General features: G+C 53.5%; 21 protein-coding genes. 14 read left to right on the plus strand and 7 right to left on the minus strand.

Annotated features, from left to right (window positions below; genetic code table 11):
• Positions 1 to 689: 689 nt before the first annotated feature.
• From ACR0B7_RS19500 to ACR0B7_RS19535, 8 genes are all read left to right on the plus strand, one after another.
• A complete protein-coding gene (locus ACR0B7_RS19500; RefSeq protein ID WP_170484287.1) occupies positions 690 to 857 on the plus strand; it encodes a hypothetical protein in 168 nt (55 codons plus the stop codon).
• Positions 850 to 1041, plus strand: coding sequence for a hypothetical protein (locus tag ACR0B7_RS19505; protein ID WP_170595323.1), 192 nt, complete (start codon positions 850 to 852; stop codon positions 1039 to 1041). The genes ACR0B7_RS19500 and ACR0B7_RS19505 overlap by 8 nt, the downstream gene beginning before the upstream one ends.
• Before the next feature lie 37 nt (positions 1042 to 1078).
• Complete coding sequence (locus ACR0B7_RS19510; protein WP_480682248.1) at positions 1079 to 2383, plus strand: DUF6538 domain-containing protein; 1305 nt, start codon at positions 1079 to 1081, stop codon at positions 2381 to 2383.
• Complete coding sequence (locus ACR0B7_RS19515; protein WP_170619915.1) at positions 2380 to 2556, plus strand: hypothetical protein; 177 nt, start codon at positions 2380 to 2382, stop codon at positions 2554 to 2556. Before ACR0B7_RS19510 ends, ACR0B7_RS19515 begins: the two co-directional genes overlap by 4 nt.
• Positions 2557 to 2700: 144 nt before the next feature.
• On the plus strand, positions 2701 to 3180 hold the full coding sequence (locus ACR0B7_RS19520; RefSeq protein ID WP_170577070.1) for a hypothetical protein: 480 nt from the start codon (positions 2701 to 2703) through the stop codon (positions 3178 to 3180).
• Complete coding sequence (locus tag ACR0B7_RS19525; RefSeq protein WP_480682251.1) at positions 3180 to 3998, plus strand: tellurite resistance TerB family protein; 819 nt, start codon at positions 3180 to 3182, stop codon at positions 3996 to 3998. Before ACR0B7_RS19520 ends, ACR0B7_RS19525 begins: the two co-directional genes overlap by 1 nt.
• Before the next feature lie 161 nt (positions 3999 to 4159).
• Positions 4160 to 4711 (plus strand): DUF805 domain-containing protein, encoded by a 552-nt coding sequence (locus tag ACR0B7_RS19530; protein WP_170577068.1) that lies wholly within the window; start codon positions 4160 to 4162, stop codon positions 4709 to 4711.
• 735 nt (positions 4712 to 5446) lie between these two features.
• On the plus strand, positions 5447 to 5989 hold the full coding sequence (locus ACR0B7_RS19535; RefSeq protein ID WP_170577067.1) for a hypothetical protein: 543 nt from the start codon (positions 5447 to 5449) through the stop codon (positions 5987 to 5989).
• Here ACR0B7_RS19535 and ACR0B7_RS19540 read toward each other — a convergent pair.
• On the minus strand, positions 5986 to 6543 hold the full coding sequence (locus ACR0B7_RS19540) for a hypothetical protein (RefSeq protein WP_170577066.1): 558 nt from the start codon (positions 6541 to 6543) through the stop codon (positions 5986 to 5988). The genes ACR0B7_RS19535 and ACR0B7_RS19540 overlap by 4 nt on opposite strands.
• A 69-nt stretch (positions 6544 to 6612) precedes the next feature.
• On the opposite strand from ACR0B7_RS19540, the gene ACR0B7_RS19545 reads away from it, so the two are divergent.
• A complete protein-coding gene (locus tag ACR0B7_RS19545; RefSeq protein ID WP_170577065.1) occupies positions 6613 to 6903 on the plus strand; it encodes a hypothetical protein in 291 nt (96 codons plus the stop codon).
• A 530-nt stretch (positions 6904 to 7433) separates the two neighbouring features.
• Entirely contained in the window at positions 7434 to 8135 is a 702-nt protein-coding gene (locus ACR0B7_RS19550; RefSeq protein ID WP_170469003.1) for a hypothetical protein, read from the plus strand.
• A 79-nt stretch (positions 8136 to 8214) separates the two neighbouring features.
• Here ACR0B7_RS19550 and ACR0B7_RS19555 read toward each other — a convergent pair whose 3' ends face one another.
• From ACR0B7_RS19555 to ACR0B7_RS19580, 6 genes are all read right to left on the minus strand, one after another.
• Entirely contained in the window at positions 8215 to 9495 is a 1281-nt protein-coding gene (locus ACR0B7_RS19555; protein WP_170469006.1) for a serine hydrolase domain-containing protein, read from the minus strand.
• Between the two features lie 176 nt (positions 9496 to 9671).
• The gene (locus ACR0B7_RS19560) at positions 9672 to 9797 is read right to left on the minus strand and encodes a hypothetical protein (RefSeq protein WP_480682255.1); all 126 of its coding nucleotides are present in this window, start codon (positions 9795 to 9797) and stop codon (positions 9672 to 9674) included.
• An 89-nt stretch (positions 9798 to 9886) separates the two neighbouring features.
• Positions 9887 to 10060 (minus strand): hypothetical protein, encoded by a 174-nt coding sequence (locus ACR0B7_RS19565; RefSeq protein WP_170502247.1) that lies wholly within the window; start codon positions 10058 to 10060, stop codon positions 9887 to 9889.
• Entirely contained in the window at positions 10057 to 11361 is a 1305-nt protein-coding gene (locus ACR0B7_RS19570) for a DUF6538 domain-containing protein (protein WP_170577073.1), read from the minus strand. Before ACR0B7_RS19570 ends, ACR0B7_RS19565 begins: the two co-directional genes overlap by 4 nt.
• Positions 11362 to 11401: 40 nt before the next feature.
• Positions 11402 to 11593: a hypothetical protein gene (locus ACR0B7_RS19575; protein ID WP_170571407.1), complete on the minus strand. Its 192-nt coding sequence runs from the start codon at positions 11591 to 11593 to the stop codon at positions 11402 to 11404.
• A complete protein-coding gene (locus ACR0B7_RS19580) occupies positions 11586 to 11753 on the minus strand; it encodes a hypothetical protein (protein WP_170537863.1) in 168 nt (55 codons plus the stop codon). The genes ACR0B7_RS19575 and ACR0B7_RS19580 overlap by 8 nt, the downstream gene beginning before the upstream one ends.
• 243 nt (positions 11754 to 11996) lie before the next feature.
• Between ACR0B7_RS19580 and ACR0B7_RS19585 the strand changes: the two genes are divergently transcribed.
• The 4 genes from ACR0B7_RS19585 to ACR0B7_RS19600 all read left to right on the plus strand — a co-directional run bounded on the left by ACR0B7_RS19585 (position 11997) and on the right by ACR0B7_RS19600 (position 16785).
• Positions 11997 to 12566 carry a peroxidase-related enzyme gene (locus ACR0B7_RS19585; RefSeq protein WP_170486250.1) on the plus strand — a complete coding sequence of 190 codons (570 nt, stop codon included), beginning with the start codon at positions 11997 to 11999 and terminating at the stop codon, positions 12564 to 12566.
• 378 nt (positions 12567 to 12944) lie between these two features.
• Positions 12945 to 13781, plus strand: coding sequence for an efflux RND transporter periplasmic adaptor subunit (locus ACR0B7_RS19590; protein WP_170469009.1), 837 nt, complete (start codon positions 12945 to 12947; stop codon positions 13779 to 13781).
• 46 nt (positions 13782 to 13827) lie between these two features.
• Complete coding sequence (locus tag ACR0B7_RS19595; RefSeq protein ID WP_170469012.1) at positions 13828 to 15480, plus strand: amidohydrolase family protein; 1653 nt, start codon at positions 13828 to 13830, stop codon at positions 15478 to 15480.
• A gap of 303 nt (positions 15481 to 15783) precedes the next feature.
• A complete protein-coding gene (locus ACR0B7_RS19600) occupies positions 15784 to 16785 on the plus strand; it encodes an alpha/beta hydrolase (RefSeq protein WP_480682259.1) in 1002 nt (333 codons plus the stop codon).
• The last annotated feature ends 333 nt before the right edge of the window (positions 16786 to 17118 follow it).

Consider the following 17118-nt stretch of genomic DNA (forward strand, 5'->3'; position numbering starts at 1 on the left):
ATTTATTTTTCGATTTGTAGGATACTGCTCAGCCTACAGGCCAGAGCAGACCGAACAAGGCCAAACGGTACACGTTTGAACTCGAAACACTGCTGAGTGAGCGACCGGTAGTCGCCGCCTAGACCACTCTCGCACGATCGGCCAACGCCCTATTTTGCAAAAAAGAAATCAAAGTTCGAACCCCCGGCAACCCGCTACGCAAGGCCCTCTCGGCTCCACCGAGCCTTTATCTGGCAGGGGTTATGCTTGTTCTCTGCGTCCTGATGAGCCTGTGCATGACAGCTCGGGCATAGTGCAATCGTGATGAACGTTTTCTTGCCCGTTGAGATGTCGGAGCACAGTTCCTCACCGCAAATCTCAAGCAACTCCCCGCGTGATATTAACTCATTGGTGGTAATGCCACATTGCTGGCATTGCGCCTCTTCAAGGGCGCACCTGACTTCCTCAACCGAGACGATCCGTTGATAGTTGCATGCAGTATCGGCCATTTTCATACCCCGCGAAATCGTTGACAACTCATCCCTGTGCAATGGACCTGCTCTGGCCTCACCCAGTATTCGCGTTGGATCATTCACGCTAACGCAGGTGTCGGGCGCAAACAAACCAGAGGATATCACTCACACCTTCCCCCATCAAAACCGAGCAATCTCCTGCATCTAAATAAAGAAGCAACTGCAGGAGTTTGATCCATGAAGTACCTGTCTGCCCTCGGCGTCCTAGTCGGGGGTTTTCTTTTACACCCACCGCCCAAGGCCGTCCTGACGACGATGCTCTGGGTGGTCTCTCGGTCCCATCCCGCTGTCTCGGCGCTGGTTCTGCTGGCGGTCCTCTGGACGTGGAGGTCCGACGATGACTGAGCTGGAGCTGTCCCCCGGTGACGTCGTGGTCATCCGCGCCTTCGATGACGTCCCTGAACATCTGTTCCGCGTGGAAGAGGTGTTCGAAGACTGCGTGACCGGTTTTGCTGTCACCGGCCCTCTGGCTGGTTCTTACGGCGAACCGGCCCTCGAGATGATCCTTCGGGTCGTCTCAACCAACTGATCCCATCCCACATTCAAAATCTGAAAGGAGGAGGCCCATGTCTGCTCACATTCGCTATGCCTATCTGAAGGGTCATACGTGGCTGTTCAGACGTAACTATCCCGTTGACGTTGCTCTCGCGCTGGGCGCTCAGGCGCTGAAGCAGAGCCTCAAGACCAGTGATCGTAACACCGCCCGCGTCCGAGCCGCTGAAGTCAATGCGCGGTTTGAAACAGTGGTGGAACAGGTGCGGTCCCAAGCAGAGGAGACCCTATCTGCACCGGAGGTCAACGGTTTGTCTCCGGAATGGGTTGACCAGCCAGAATCGTCTCTTGTCCGTCTCCGGGCCACTCTGGAGGACTCTGGATGCACTCTGGAGCGGTCCAGCTTTGCCAGACCAACAGCACCGGTGAAGGTGCCGGTTCGTGACCTGAGCCGCGCCTATCTGAACAAGCGCAGTAATGAGCTTCGCCCCAGCGGGTTCAAATCGGTCAGATACTCTGTTGGGTTATTTGCCAGTCGATTTGGTGACCAGTCTGTTTGCAGCTTGACCAGAGCAGACGGACGAGAGTTCCTGTCCGCAATCGCCCAACTGTCTCCAATGATCGGCAAGTCAGAACGGACCCGTGGGCTGACCCTGGACCAACTGGTCGCGTACTCGTCTCGGGGGTCGGTGACGATAACGGCCAGAACCCAGCGGCGTATCTGGTCGCAGGTCAATCACTTCCTCGACTGGGTGGTCTATGAAGGGCATCTGGAACAGAATCCCTTCCGAACCGTTCTCTTTGATCGCAAGGTGCGCCCAGCGCCTTATGCAGTTCCGACCGACGATGAAGTCGTGCGATTGCTGGGAGCCAAGGACCGGGGACTGCATCCGGTTCTGCTGACCTGCCTGCTATCAGGGATGCGAGCAGGGGAAGCGGTTGGGCTGCTCCGGGAAGACCTCGTGACCAAGGGCAACCTCGGGTGCTTCGTTCATGTCCAACCCAATGAACTGCGACTGCTGAAGACGGACGCGGCGGAGAGACTGGTTCCGGTCCATCCGGTGCTGGATGAGACGTTCCGGCAACTGCCTAGCCAAGGCCCTCTGTTTCCTGACCTGACCGTGGCGCATGTCACCAAGGGGTTTGCGCGACTGAGACGGCGGCTGGGACTGGAGCGACCGGGGCTGGTGTTTCACTCGACCCGCAAGTGGTTTGTAACCCAGTGCGAGCGAACAGGTGTTCCTGAACACTTCACGGCATCACTGGTCGGTCACCAATCTGCACGGTCAGAGAACGGGATCACCTACGGGATTTATTCGGCGGGCATCAGTGACGAGCAACGTCGGTCGATCGTTGACCAGATACGGCTTCCGGTATGAGTTTCCCGGACATTGATGCGTTCGAGGAGCGAGCTGCTATCGCTGAATACGACGGTGGTTGCACCCGCAAGGCAGCGGAAGATCTGGCTGCTCGGGCTCAGGGGTTCCGGGATGCCGAAGCCTACTGGCAGTGGTTGGCCGACTATGTCGTTAACCGAAGACCACCCTCATAGACAGAACCCTCGGCGGCCCTTAACGGGTTGCCGGGGGTGCTCACTTTGATATTTTTTTCTTGCCGCTTCGAAATTACGCGGCGAGAATGGCAGGGAAAATGCTGATATTATAGCTGGTTACGTTGTTGGGTTTAGAGGTTTACGATGAAGGTTAGCGGGATAGCGGACGATACTGGCGAGGCGGTCACTCAGGAAATCTCTGATGTTTCAGCCGAAGAACTCCAATCAATGGCATCATTGGGCTTATCGCCTGGAGAACTGAAGGCAAAGATCGACAATTTAGCAATATCGGCTGATGCAAAGGCACTTCTGTTCCAAGTCGCAACGAAGGTTATCCGCGTGGGGGAGACGGTCATCAAGATCGGCCAAAAGATTCTCGAGAATGTTCTTGAAATTGTTAAGGCCTATCCGAACACAAGCTTCGGAGTTGTCTTTGGGGCGATTGCAGGAACTCTCGTAAGTTCAATTCCAGTAGTTGGATGGGTGCTGGGTCCTTTAGTTGCGCCGATCCTTATACTGCTCGGTATGTCTGCAGGAGCTGTCTTGGATTTTAAGGACAAGGCAGCCGAAATTCACGTCAAGGCCTCGCTCGTTCAATATGATCCGTTGCGGAGAACCGCATAATGGACAGCAGAGCGGCTGATTTTAGTACCGCGATTTCAACATCTGTTTTGGAAGATGTCGAACGCGTAGTGGCGGACCCTCTTCGCTTCAAGGCGCGTTTGGAGATCGGAGAGAAAGCTTACACGACCCTTACTTTGAGAAATAAAGCCTTTGAACTATGGGACGTTGCTGGCGCATCAGCTGCTGGAGCGGGGTTGGCCGGGTCGGCCACCGTGGCGTCCACCTTCTTCGGCACGACCACAAGTACCGTACTCGGGGTTTTCGGGATTGCAAGCGCAGTTACTCCGATTGGCTGGGTCATTGCAGCCAGCGTCGTATCCGGAGGCGCGTACTTTGGGATAATTCGACTTATGAAGGGCCTTGACGGTGAAAGAGTTGAGGTAATTCCGAAGTTCATCAATACACCTCTCGATGTCTTGGCCGTTGGCTTGTTCGATTTAATGTGTCCCCTGACTTTGAAGGTTGCCGCTGCAGACGGAAAAATTACTGATGAGGAACTGAACATAATCCGATCATATTTTATTGATGACTGGGGGTACGACGAACTCTTCGTAACGGCGGCAATCGATGTTTTTACACGTAAATTAGATGAGTTAACCCTTCAGAAACTTACTGAAGGACTTCGCAAGTTCACCCTTGAGAGCAAGGATTGCAATCATAGGAAGGTGCGCGAAAAGGTCGTCGCTCTTTTACGCGAGATAGCTAATGCCGATGGTCAAGTTCACGAAATGGAGGAATTGGCGATACAGCATGTTGCCGATTGTCTGCCCAATGACCCTTGGTTTCAGATGCCCCAGTTTTTGCAAAGGAAACCTTAAATCACAGCCCCCGCAATCACCTGCGATCGTGAGTTCGCTCAAGTAAAGTCGCGAGTTCAGCGAGCCTAGGTAGGAAGCGTTAAAAATACGCAGAGCGGGTAGGGAAAAAGAGAATATCGGGTGATGAATGAATTTGGACTTAAAGCGAGGGGGTTAAACCAGTGAATCTTGGTGAGTTGCTTTCAAACATTGGCATCATCGGCGTCTTGATCGTTGTTTTTCTAATCTACGGCGCATACTCAAAGATCAAGGAAGCTCGAATGACCGGCTCAAGTATTCTGGGCTCAGGCATTGAAACGGAAGGCTCTAGCGGGAAACCCGAGCCAGGAGAGTTAACCGGCATCTATAAGGTGCTTCACTTCTTCTTTGGGTTTAATGGATTGGCCGACCGAGGTGAGTTTCTAGTTACTCAGGCCATAGGTGGATTTCTCATTCTGGCCAGTTGGACAGGAGCGTGGTTGGTACTGTTTCATGGTGATGATGTTTCCAGTGCAAGCAAAGGGGAGGCGACTGCCATTCTCTCGGCCATCAGCTACCTAGTGGGTTTTTGGATTTGTCTAGCAACGACTGCCAAGCGTTTCAGAGATTTGGGTGTTACGGCTTGGGCTACAGTCTTGATGATCGTGCCTCCACTTAATTTGGCGCTATTCTTGATTCTGCTTTTTGCGCCAGAAGGCACCCTCAAAAGGATCATCCAGAAACCAACGGTTTGATCTCGATAAAGAATGTCTGGCTTGAGTTGACCCCCGCCAACCGCCAGCACCAGCGACCAGTCGTCAGCCCCCCGGAACGACTCGTCAGCGGGTCGTCAGTGCCAGTGGACAGGTCTCTAGCGGTCTCGTAAGCTGCCCCTCCAGCGCCAGAAACTGCTTCTCTAGCGGTCAAAATGCCCCGTGCTCACTCGTCCTTCGTCCTCGTTCCGCCCCCGAAACCGCCCCAGTTTCTCTAGCTTCGCCAAAAAGCCGATAACAATCATCGAACGGCAAGGATTCCTACCACCCCAGCCAGTTCATTCATACATGGAACGACAGCAGGCTCTTGGGGCTAAACCCTCCGAGAAATGCCCCCGTTTATGCCCCAGTGGTTTCGGGTGTTACGGGTGTTGAGGGTGGGCCCTCAGAGGTCGTTGAAGGCCCATGCCACGGTTCTCCATAACTGGGGTACTAAGGGACTGGGGAATAGGTATAAGTAATGAATAGAAACCAGAGGATAGAGGAACCCCAGTATCCTTGTTCCTTATTAATAATAATAAGATAAGAAGAAAGAGAGGGGGAGGCTATGGGAGAGATAGAGAACCCATGGCACTCGCGGCCAATCGATGTTCACCGCTGGTCGGATCATCCAGAGGTGGCCATACTGGTCGACCGCATCTGGGACGACTATCTGCCGAGCGATAAGACCTCCGGGCCGAAGCCGAAATACCCATCGAATACAGAGGAGCGAGCGCTTTGAGTACGAGGGTTCCAACATCCCCGCAGGAATTCATAAATTCAGTCGACGTGGGAATTGAACAAAGTTATCCGGGTTTCCTCCAACTGAATGGAGGCACCAAAGCGGCGGCCATGTATTTTTCCGTCGTATGGGGAATATTCGAGCATCAGGCTTTAAATCAAGATGCAAACCGGACCAGCATCCGCGATTTCGCAGAGCGCGCCGCTCCGTCTCACGAGCAAATCCGAGAATTTCAGCCTGCATTTGATTACTTCGTGGATAGGTACAGGAATGGCCATCAAACCAACGATTTGTTTGGATCCATGGTTGGCTGGGACACCAAAATTCAAACAGACATCCGTGATGCATTGCTCGAAAACACGACTTCCGTCACTGACAAACTGATCGCGCTATTGCTGATAGCTTATTGTTTTCGAAACAATTTATTTCATGGGAAAAAGTGGGCATGGGGCTTGGACGACCAATATGAGAACCTCGCAACGGCCACCTTAATTCTCGTCGAAGCTTTGAGAACCTTCCAAAACGCTGTCGCTGACTAGAACGGCACCACCACTCGCCCAGTCCGTTCTTCATGTTCCGCCAACCTCTGAAGATACCCCTCTGACCGGGCGGTCTGCCTCCAAATTACATAGTCTTTCACGTGGTCCGCATTGGGGTCGTCTTGCTCGTCCAACCCATAGAACTGGTTCGACGTTGGCAACGGAGCTCCGGCCACTTCCTCGGAAGCTGCTGCCATCACCTGCTTCAATTCTCCAACTCGGGTATAGTCGATGATGTAACTGTCGTGCACGGATAGGACTGGGACGGCTTGATCACAGAAGTAACGATGGACGCGTTCTGCTATCTGGCTATCAACATGCATCAACCGGATACCTTGATCGGCAAACAGATAGTCTTCGATATGTGGGGTTTGCTCAAGAAACGCTGAAAGTAAGGCTTCCAACTCCACATTCGTCAACTTCTTGCCGAAGTGCCCGGGTGGGTAACCGTCCCGAAAAGCCCGAAACGCTGCATCCTTCGAGTTGGCGTTAATCGCCGTTAGAATTAGTCGCTTAATGAGTTTGCGCCGCAATGTGGGATGAACACCTCCCATGATCCCCTTTGGCAACTCATAAGGGTCATCGGTAAGCTCTTTACCTGTTTCAAGACTAAGGAGGGAGACATGGAGACTGCGGAAGTCCACTTCGACGACTGGCGTATCATTGATGAAGATCTTCGACCTCCAGTCACTGTTGATCTGTTGCCACCAACCGCCGTGAAAGCGGCCATTCAAGGTGAAGTCAGAGCGACTGAATATCCGACGGGTGAATTTATGATGGTGATCGGTGGAGACATCATCGACTATCGGCTCTTCCAAAACAGGGATATCAATGAAAGCATCAGCAATTACTTGGTTATAGCGCTCAAGCTCAGCCCGCAACGACCTCTGAGGGCCCACCCTCAACACCCGTAACACCCGAAACCACTGGGGCATAAACGGGGGCATTTCTCGGAGGGTTTAGCCCCAAGAGCCTGCCGTCGTTCCATGTATGAATGAACTGGCTGGGGTGGTAGGAATCCTTGCCGTCCGATGATCGTTATAGGCTTTTTAGCGAAGCACAAGAAACTGGGGCGGTTTCGGGGGCATTTCTAGGGTAAGCACGGGGCAATTTGACCGCTAGAGAGGCCGTTAACGGGTGCTGACAGGACCGCCAAAGCAACCCTCCACTGGGGCTGAGACGACCGCTGACGATCGATTCCGGGGGCTGAACACTGGTCGCTGGTGCTGGCGGTTGGGTCGGAGCGGACGTTAAAGTCTAGTGCAGCGAAGGACTGCTTTGAGCCCAAGTTCAAATTTCTGCACCGTGCATCAATGCCGAAAGTGCAGAAGAAAGCTGTCGTTGAGTGTTATATTCAAACCGCACCTTCTTCACTTTTTAGGTTGTGCTTTTGCTCCCAAGGGGTGTCTCATACAAATTGTAATGTGATCATTGGATCTTAGCCGTGTTCGACGCGTCGACATACCTCGCGATAACATCGATTGCAGTCATCGGCACTGTTCACGTCTTCTGCGTGTCTTTTTACCGGAGATTCCCCGCCCTAGCAGGCTGGCTTTCTGATTTTTCATCAGGGATCGGACTTGGCTATGCTTTTCTTTTCCTGCTGCCAAAAATTGGTGAATTGTCCACCGGTTTAGCTGCAAGCGGGAAATGGGAAAACTCGCTGTTCGGTTATTCGCTCCTAGGATTTCTCATTTACTACTTGCTGGAGGCCAGTCGCGACGTAGGGGCCGACAACAAGTTGTCGCTTGGCTTGGACACAGTGGCCCTCGGGACCTATAACTGCTTGCTTGCCATTACCGTCATGCAAACGACGGGAACATCACCTGAGCTGTACGCTGTTGGAACGTTGGCCTATTCATTGCATTTGTTTGGGGTGAATATCTTTCTCTATAAGACCCACCCCGGACACATGTCTGGATGGCTACGCGCATACTTTGTCGCGTCGCTTGCGGTCGGCATATTGATCGGTCTCAACGCAGACAAAAGTAGCATGATCTATTCAATTTCGACTGGGTTAACAGGGGGTGTGATAATAGCCCTGTCTCTTCGGGTTAAACTACCCAGCCTTTCGGCAGTGAATACAAAAGCTCTGTTGATTGGTGTGGTGTTTGCTGCGGTCGCAGTCGAGGTCACCCGGTACTAACCCGACGACACTGTTAAGTCTTTCCGTAGTATAAGCCGAGCCATTTGGCTCAGCTTACTAGATTTAGATAATCTGAAATTCATTTACTCAAAGTCTCTGCAATACCTTTCATCACAACCATAGAGTCCAGGTACATAGGTGTATTTTGAACGTCTGGCTGGCTTGATAGCTTCACCATAACCACATTGGCTTTTTGGTTCACATACAACAGCTGCCCATAGACACCAATGCCGTAAAACGCACCTTTTTCTCTGTCTTTCACCCAAACTTGATTACGGTAGTGGAAGCCTTCAAACACCTCCGCGTATGCGCTTTTCTCATAAGCTGCGATAACGTCATCATTTGCTTGAATCGTGTCAGCTATCCAATCTGGAGGAATAACTTGAGTGTCGTTAACCTTTCCGTTGTCCAGCATCATTATGCCAAATCGCAATAGGTCACGAGAGCTGGTAAATAACCCACCACTCGTTTGCACAATCCTTTTGGGTCCTAGTTCGCTATATGCAGGGTCCTGAGCACCGATGTCCTGCCACAACTCGGCCAGTACATCCAGATAGCTTTCTCCAGTCGCCGACTCGATAACCATACCCAGCAGCGCAGATAGCACTGAACGGTAACTATAAACTTCACCGTCTTCTACCAAGGTCTCGCGATCACTAAGAGAGATCATGTACTCCTTAACGCCAGACTCTGTATCACAAATTTCAACTTTTTCAGAGAGGTCCTGACCAAACGCACAGAACAGATCACCGGCGTCGTCTAAGTAGCCGCTAGAAGCATCTTTCCAATCAACAGCAGCGGTCATATCAAGTAGGTGTCTAACCGTTGTATTTTTGAATGCTGGGCCTTCCAACTCTGGCAGGTATTCGGTGATCAGCTTTTTGGGATCTAATTCTCCCGCCTCAACCGCCAGCCCTGCTGCCATACCCAACACTGTCTTGGTGATCGAGTGAATGCGGTGAGGCGTATCAGCTCTCATGCCATTGAAGTACTTTTCAGCGACCAATTTGCCATCGTGATAAATCAAAAAGCTATCGGTATGTGTTTGATGCAACCAATCGTTGATATTCTGTTCTTCATTATTGCTAGCTGTGAAAACAAAAGTCTCAAGCTCAGTTGGGTATGCCGCTTTTTCCAAAGTACGTACCCAATCTGACGGTGGAACTCGTGCCAATTCGCCAAAAACATTTATGCCTTCAAATATCCAAGGGCTTCTATCTACAGACTCAACGGTTTCATCCCAGAAATAACCAGCCTCTGCGCTTGCTGGTTGTGTAGAAGCAGTAAATACCGCACCGGAGGCCAAAAGAGCGATAGCAATAGCGGAGGTCACTAACGGCTTGTTTGCATGACTTTTCATTTTTGGGGATCTCCGAAGGATTGGGCAATCTCCAAGCAACCCAGCCATGCTTCAGCTCTGGTGTCTAGCCCCTTGTGCCTGGACCACGGAGCGGTCAGACGACTGCGAACTACTCTACGATAGGACAGCTTAGTAGTCGCAAGCGGTTGTGGGCTGATAAAATTGCGCTGGTCGCCTCATGCAATGCCCTCTTGGTCCGCATCTGTGAGGATGTAAAGCTCGCAATGAAGGTCCGCTTCCGGGCTGCGACCGGTTATCAGAAAGCGATGAGCATAAGGCGGCTTTGTCCGCAGCTCGGTCATTCAACTGCCTCCAACCAACGTCCACTTTGAAGAAAAAAACAAAACAGGGATCCCCCGGCAACCCGCTAAGGGCCGCCGAGGGTTAGGTGTCAGGGTGGTCTTCGGTTGACGACGTAGTCGGCCAACCACTGCCAGTAGGCTTCAGCGTCACGGAACCCTTGAGCGCGAGCCGCCAGATCTTCCGCTGCTTTACGGGTGCAACCGCCATCGAACTCGGCGATAGCAGCGCGTTCCTCAAACGCGTCAATGTCAGGGAAACTCATGTTGGCAGTCTTATCTGGTCAACGATCGACCGACGCTGCTCGTCACTTATGCCAGCGGAATAGATCCCGTAGGTGATCCCGTTCTCTGACCGTGCAGATTGGTGACCAACCAGAGAAGCAGTGAAGTGCTCCGGAACCCCTGTTCGCTCGCACTGGGTCACAAACCACTTGCGGGTCGAATGAAACACTAGTCCCGGTCGTTCCAGTCCCAGCCGCCGTCTCAGTCGCGCAAACCCCTTGGTGACATGCGCCACAGTCAGGTCAGGAAACAGAGGGCCGGATGCGGGTAACTGCCGGAACGTCTCATCCAGCACCGGGTGAACCGGAACCAGTCGCTCCGCAGCATCGGTCTTCAGCAGTCGCAGTTCGTTTGGTCTGACATGAACGAAGCACCCGAGGTTGCCCTTGGTCACGAGGTCTTCCCGAAGCAGCCCAACCGCTTCCCCCGCGCGCATTCCTGACAGCAGGCAGGTCAGCAGAACAGGATGTAACTCCCGGTCTTTGGCTCCCAGCAATCGCACGACTTCATCGTCCGTCGGAACGGCATAAGGCGCTGGGCGCACCTTGCGATCAAAGAGAACGGTTCGGAAGGGATTCTGTTCCAGATGCCCTTCATAGACCACCCAGTCGAGGAAGTGATTGACCTGCGACCAGATACGCCGCTGGGTTCTGGCCGTTATCGTCACCGACCCCCGAGACGAGTACGCGACCAGTTGGTCCAGGGTCAGCCCACGGGTCCGTTCTGACTTGCCGATCATTGGAGACAGTTGGGCGATTGCGGACAGGAACTCTCGTCCGTCTGCTCTGGTCAAGCTGCAAACAGACTGGTCACCAAATCGACTGGCAAATAACCCAACAGAGTATCGGACCGATTTGAACCCGCTGGGTCGTAGCTCGTTACTGCGCTTATTCAGATAGGCTCGGCTCAGGTCACGAACCGGCACCTTTACCGGTGCAGTTGGTCTGGCGAAGCTGGACCGCTCCAGATTGCATCCAGAGTCCTCCAGAGTGGCCCGGAGACGGACGAGAGACGACTCTGGCTGGTCAACCCAATCAGGAACGTCAGCGGTGCTCTCCGGGACAGACAGGGCGTCTTCTGCCTGCGACCGCACCTGTTCCACCAGTGTCTCGAACCGGGCATTGACTTCAGCGGCACGGACGCGGGCGGTGTTGCGATCACTGGTCTTGAGGCTCTGCTTAAGCGCCTGAGCGCCCAGCGCGAGAGCTACGTCAACGGGATAGTTGCGTCTAAACAGCCACGTATGGCCCTTCAGATAGGCATAGCGAATGTGAGCAGACATCAATCTCCTCCTTTTCTGTTTTGAATTTTGGGGATTGCCGTTAGGCGCTGGTGACGACCCGCAGGATCATCTCGAGGGCCGGTTCGCCATAGGAGCCAGCCAGAGGGCCGCTGACAGCAAAGCCAGTCACGCAGTCTTCGAGCACCTCTTCCACGCGGAACAGATGCTCAGGGACGTCATCGAAGGCCCGAACGACCACGACGTCACCGGGGGACAGCTCCAGCTCAGTCATCGTCGGACTTCCACGTCCAGAGGACCGCCAGCAGAACCAGCGCCGAGACGGCGGGGTGGGATCGAGAGACCACCCAGAGCATCGTCGTCAGGACGGCCTTGGGCGGCGGGTGCAAAAGAAAACCCCCGACGAGAACGCCGAGGGCAGACAGGTACTTCATGGATCAAACTCCTGCAGTTGCTTCTTTATTTAGATGCAGGAGGTTGCTCGGTTTGGACGGGAGCGGACGTTTAGGTTTTCTCCGCGGATGGCGGGTCTGCGGACGAAACGGCCGTTCGATGTGCTTGCACCAATATCAGCTTTCACACCCACACACATCAGAGCAACCCTTTGGAGGATCACTTGTTCGCCAAAACGCAGATTTCCACTACGGTACAAACAGATGATTTTGTGAGGATTTGATATGAAACGCCTGTTTCCATCCCTGCCCGACGGTGCGAGTCTCAGCCATATTTACAGCGCTTTTCCCGAAAAACTTGGGCCACTGTCCGAGTACCAAAACAGGGTCATGAGAGGTGAGAGCGAACTCAGCATTGCTGAACGCGAGATCATTGCTGCGTATGTTTCGGGTTTGAATGCCTGCGCGTTTTGTTTTGGGGCGCATAAGGTACACGCCAAGGCTTTTGGCGTTGAAATCAGCACCATCGAGGCGATGATGAATGACCTTGAAAATGCCGACATTGACGACCGGCTAAAGCCAGTGCTGTCCTATACTGGCAAGCTTACGACCACCCCATCGCGCATGACCGAAGCCGACGCAAAAGCTGTTTTTGAAGCTGGCTGGACTGAGAAGGCACTTTTTGATGCGATACAGGTCTGCGGGCTTTTCAATTTAATGAACCGCATGCTGGAAGGGACCGGCATCACTGATTATCATTCCGATCCCCAAATGGTCGAAGAAGACGTGCTGGATAATCTTCGCAGCAAAACGTGTTATGTTGATTTGGGGAAATCTAGCGGCCTATTTGAGTGATCATCGTTTGGCGACTTCGGGCTCGAAGCAGACATTCGTTGCACTCGTCGTGAACGACTGCGATGCGGACTTTTCCGCCGGTCGCCGTTGCAGCGAAATCCGCTTCAACACGACGTCCTGTTTTCGGACCCTAACGCGGCAACGCAGCACGTTTTCCCGAAACCTGACATTCAAAGGCGTGAAACAGGCTGAAATCCAAACCTGCCATTCGCTGCACCTACGTCCAATGTCTCACATGCGGACAAAACAGACTTAAGCAGTGGTCTACTTTTCCGGTGGGACAGCAGCTACGGCGGTTTGACACACGTCAAGTCTGCGTTCCAAACTCTGTGACAGAATATCGTGATAAAAAAGAAGAATAGTACCTGGAGGGGAGATATGATTTTCGGCAGGCGGGCAAAAACTTTGCTAGCGATCGTTCCGATCCTATTGACTGCGGGATTTGCTTTCCCACCGACTTCCGCAGCGCAGGTGACATCAACTGTTGAAGGAATTGTTGTACCCGCGCGGGCATGGGACGTTTCAGCCGAAGTCAGCAATAAAATCAACCGGTTGCATTTTGTGGAAGGACAAGTCGTTGCGAAGGGTGACTTGTTGGTTGAATTCGATACTGGCTTCAAAGAGTTGGAGCTTGCCTTGGCAGAAGCGCAACTGAATGAAGCATTGGTCGCAGTTGAAAAAGCTCAGGAAGATTTTGCACGGCAGCAAGAACTGAAAGACCGCGAAACTGTTTCAGAGGCTCAATATCAGGAAGCTTTGTTCGCGTTGCGAGCTGCGCAAGCTTCCGCACAGACACTACGCGTGCAGAGTGACATGGCGGCATCTTTGCTAGCTGCGCAAAAGCTTTACGCGCCGTTCAGCGGGCAGATGACATCGCCCAACTACCGTGAAAACGCTAATGTGAATATCAATCGTGGCCGGGAAGTTGCCACACTTGTACAGCTCGATCCGATCCATGTACGCGCACCCGTTCCAATAGATCGCGTTATGGAGCGCGTATTGTCAGGAGAAGATGAAACGGCAATACATGCATCAATTACTGTGCGGCTGGAACTCCCGGATGGGACGGAGTTCCCCCATACCGGACGAATTATCTCGGCGAGCATAGGATTGAACCCCGACACAGATGAAGCGGCGGTCTTGGTGGCCTTCCCAAATCCGGAGCATGTGTTGAGACCGGGAATGGACGTCGTTGTTACGGGCTATGAAAACTAGGGTGTGCACCCTCCCGAAAGCGAATTGTAGAAGAGGAGTGTTTGAGATGTCGAAGTTATTTTGGAGCGCCATGGCCCTGACCGCCAGTTGCATAATTCAAGGTGAAATGACTACGGGGGCTTCGGCTGACACCTATGATCTGGTTATTCTGAACGGCCGTGTCATGGACCCTGAAACAGGCTTTGACCAAATTGCCAATGTCGGGATCAGCGACGGCTGGATTGTCAAAATTACGACCGCTCCAATTGAAGGCGAAGATACCGTGGATGCCACTGCGCATGTAGTGGCGCCGGGTTTTATTGATAGCCACACACACTCCAGTCAGAAGTATGCCATCAACATGAGTATGATGGACGGTGTCACGACAGCCTATGACAGCGAAGTTGGCGCCATCAACATCGCCGACTGGTATTCCCGCGAAGAAGCCACTTGGCCGATGAACTACGGCACCTGCGTGTCGCATGAAATCGCCCGCATGGTCGTCATGGACGAGCTTGAGATTGATGTGCCCGTCGACGCTTCGAACTTGTTCGCATTGCGCGCTTTGTCGAGTTCAGAAGACGGTGTTGCGGATTGGTCTGTTACTCGCGCAAGCGTCGAACAGATGAACCGGATCATGCAAATCGTGGACAAAGGCTTGCAAGAAGGGGGGCTGTGTGCAGGTTCGACGGTTGGGTACGCGGGCGTTGGTATCAGCACTTATGAACAGTTTGAGTTGCAACGCACGGCGGCCCGCTACGGACGGGCCACGGGGGTACACGGCCGGTTTCATACCTCGGCGACGAACCCGGAAGCTCCGCTTGGCTTTGCGGAAGTCTTCACCAACGCTTTCTTACTCGATGCTCCTCTCCTCTACAGCCACAACAACGACTATGGCTGGTGGGAGATAGAAGAGAAACTCCAGATGGCGCGCGCCAAGGGATTAAATATGTGGGCCGAGTACTACCCCTATACAGCCGGCTCCACCTCGATCGCCTCTGATCAGCTAACCCCGGACGCTATCGCTGCCCTTGGGCTCAAATACGAAGACATTATGTACGACCCAAGTCAGGACCAATTCCTGACGATTGAAGAGTACAAACAGGTCGCAGAAGACGATCCGGGTCGCACTGTGATCGTCTTCAATCCCGCGAGGGAGGAGTGGTTGCCGCAATGGCTCCGAGTGCCGAACATGGTCGTGGGCAGCGACAGCATGTGGTACACGGAAGACTTGGGATTGCGTGGCGATCCGCTCTTGTTCGCCGGGCACCCGCGCACCTCGGGTTCACATTCGACCGTTCTCAAGCTCGCGCGTGAGGAAGGCGTGCCGCTCATGTTTACGTTGTCGCAGCTTAGTTATTGGCCCGCCTATCATATGGGGGCTACCGGGGTGGAGTTCCTAAACGTACGCGGTCGTATGCAAGAGGGTATGGCAGCAGACATCGTCATCTTCGACCCTGAAACTGTCGGTCCTGGATCGGATTATCAGAGCGGCACCCAGGGGCTGCCTCCTCGCGGCATGCCTCATGTGGTCGTCAACGGCGTCTTCGTAAAACGGGACGGTGCGGCGACAGGTGCGTTGCCTGGAAAACCAATGCGCTTTCCACCAGAAAACCAACCACGGCATGAACCGGTCGACACACAAGTCTGGCAGGAAACGTTCACACTTCAGGACGCAGCTTTGGATGGAACCGGGCCGGGTTTCGGCGAAGGCGACTAGCTGCTTATTGTAACGTCTGTGTTGGGCTCGGTGCGGTCGGTTAGTCCGATTTGTGCGATCGACAGCTTCCGAAAGCTGAATGTCGGCGTATTCGGCCAAGCTGATGTAAACGCCAGATCATCTTGGTTTTCGCTATGTCTGCTTTAGGGAATGGGGCGCAGCTTGACCCGCCGCATTGCCGCAAGGCAGCTCGGAGCCCAGAGCGGACCATGCATCTGCCGCGGCGCTTAGAATTGACGCGGGCTCCATCTATGATTTACGGAATTCCAATGTCACCGGCAACAAAACCACGGAGCCATTGAAATGAAGCTTACGATTTTCGCCTTTGTGCTTGCGTTCATAGGAAGTAACTGCGCGTTGGCTCAGGGTAGTTATTACACAGATGGCTCCACCTCTGTGGTGCAATACAGAGTTGAGACCGAAGTGGTCTTTGGCCACGGTGCAGTGCTCACCGACGGCCAGGAAGGCGTCAAGGAATTGTGGATGGACGTATATCATCCACTCGAAGAGACGGCTGGTCCGCGCCCGGCGATCATTCTGACCTATGGAGGCAGCTTCCACCGCGGCAATCCACGCATTCCCTACGTCGGTATTGGCGCGCAGACCACGACGATGAGCCAGTATGCACAGCGATTTGCCTCTGAAGGGTACGTTTGCTTCACAATCACGTACCGCGTCGCGCCGGACAATCCAGTGATTGCTCCTTACGAAGGCTTCACCGAAGATGATCTCGACGTGGAGTTTTTCAAATCGCAGGCTGCGATCACTCAGGCAAACATTATCCGGCGCCAGATGGGTCTGGAAGACGTGACCCAAGAAACCGTCGTACCGATCATGAAAAATGCGGTTATCGCTGCGGCTGAAGACCTCCGGAAAGCCATCCGCTATGTCAAGGCGGAGAGTGATACCTTCGGCGTTGATCCTGAGCGAATTGGGTTACTTGGCTTCTCGGCCGGGGCGGTGACGACCGTTAATGTTGCCTACGGGATGAAAGAGGATGTGGCGGCAATCGTCGTAAACTCTGGTTACCCGTCGGTGTTCGACATGGATCGGTTGCTGACGGACAAAACGGAGGTTCCGCCAGCTCTTTTCCATTTGGCTCAATTTGACTATGAAGTCGTTGAGACGGAACTAGTTCCGCTTTTTGGCAAACTTGATGAAATTGGCGCCCAGTACATCTTGTCGTGGGTTCCGTCACACGGGCATTTCTACCCCTCGGGCGCCTCCACGTTGACTAGCAAGGGTGAACGTTTGTCGGTTTTTCAGGGTGCGCTTAGCTTCTTCGCGGAACATCTCCGGAACTAACTCGTCACGAGCAAAACTCTCTGACCTTGCCCATCCAAATGGCAGCCAAGTCCGCAGAGCGGAAATAGATGCTGCAAATCTCGCTGCGCCGTGAACGAACGGCCGCTTTTCTCTCTGCGACGCGGCTAGCAATTTTGGCGCTCGGATTGCTGCATTTGCGAGCATCAGCACCGAAGTGCTTCCGGATTGGGCTCTAACCAGTCCTTCGCTGCACTAGACTTTAACGTCCGCTCCGACCCAACCCGCCAGCACCAGCGACCAGTGTTCAGCCCCCGGAATCGATCGTCAGCGGTCGTCTCAGCCCCAGTGGAGGGTTGCTTTGGCGGTCCTGTC

The organism is Ruegeria sp. BB6, assembly GCF_056539385.1.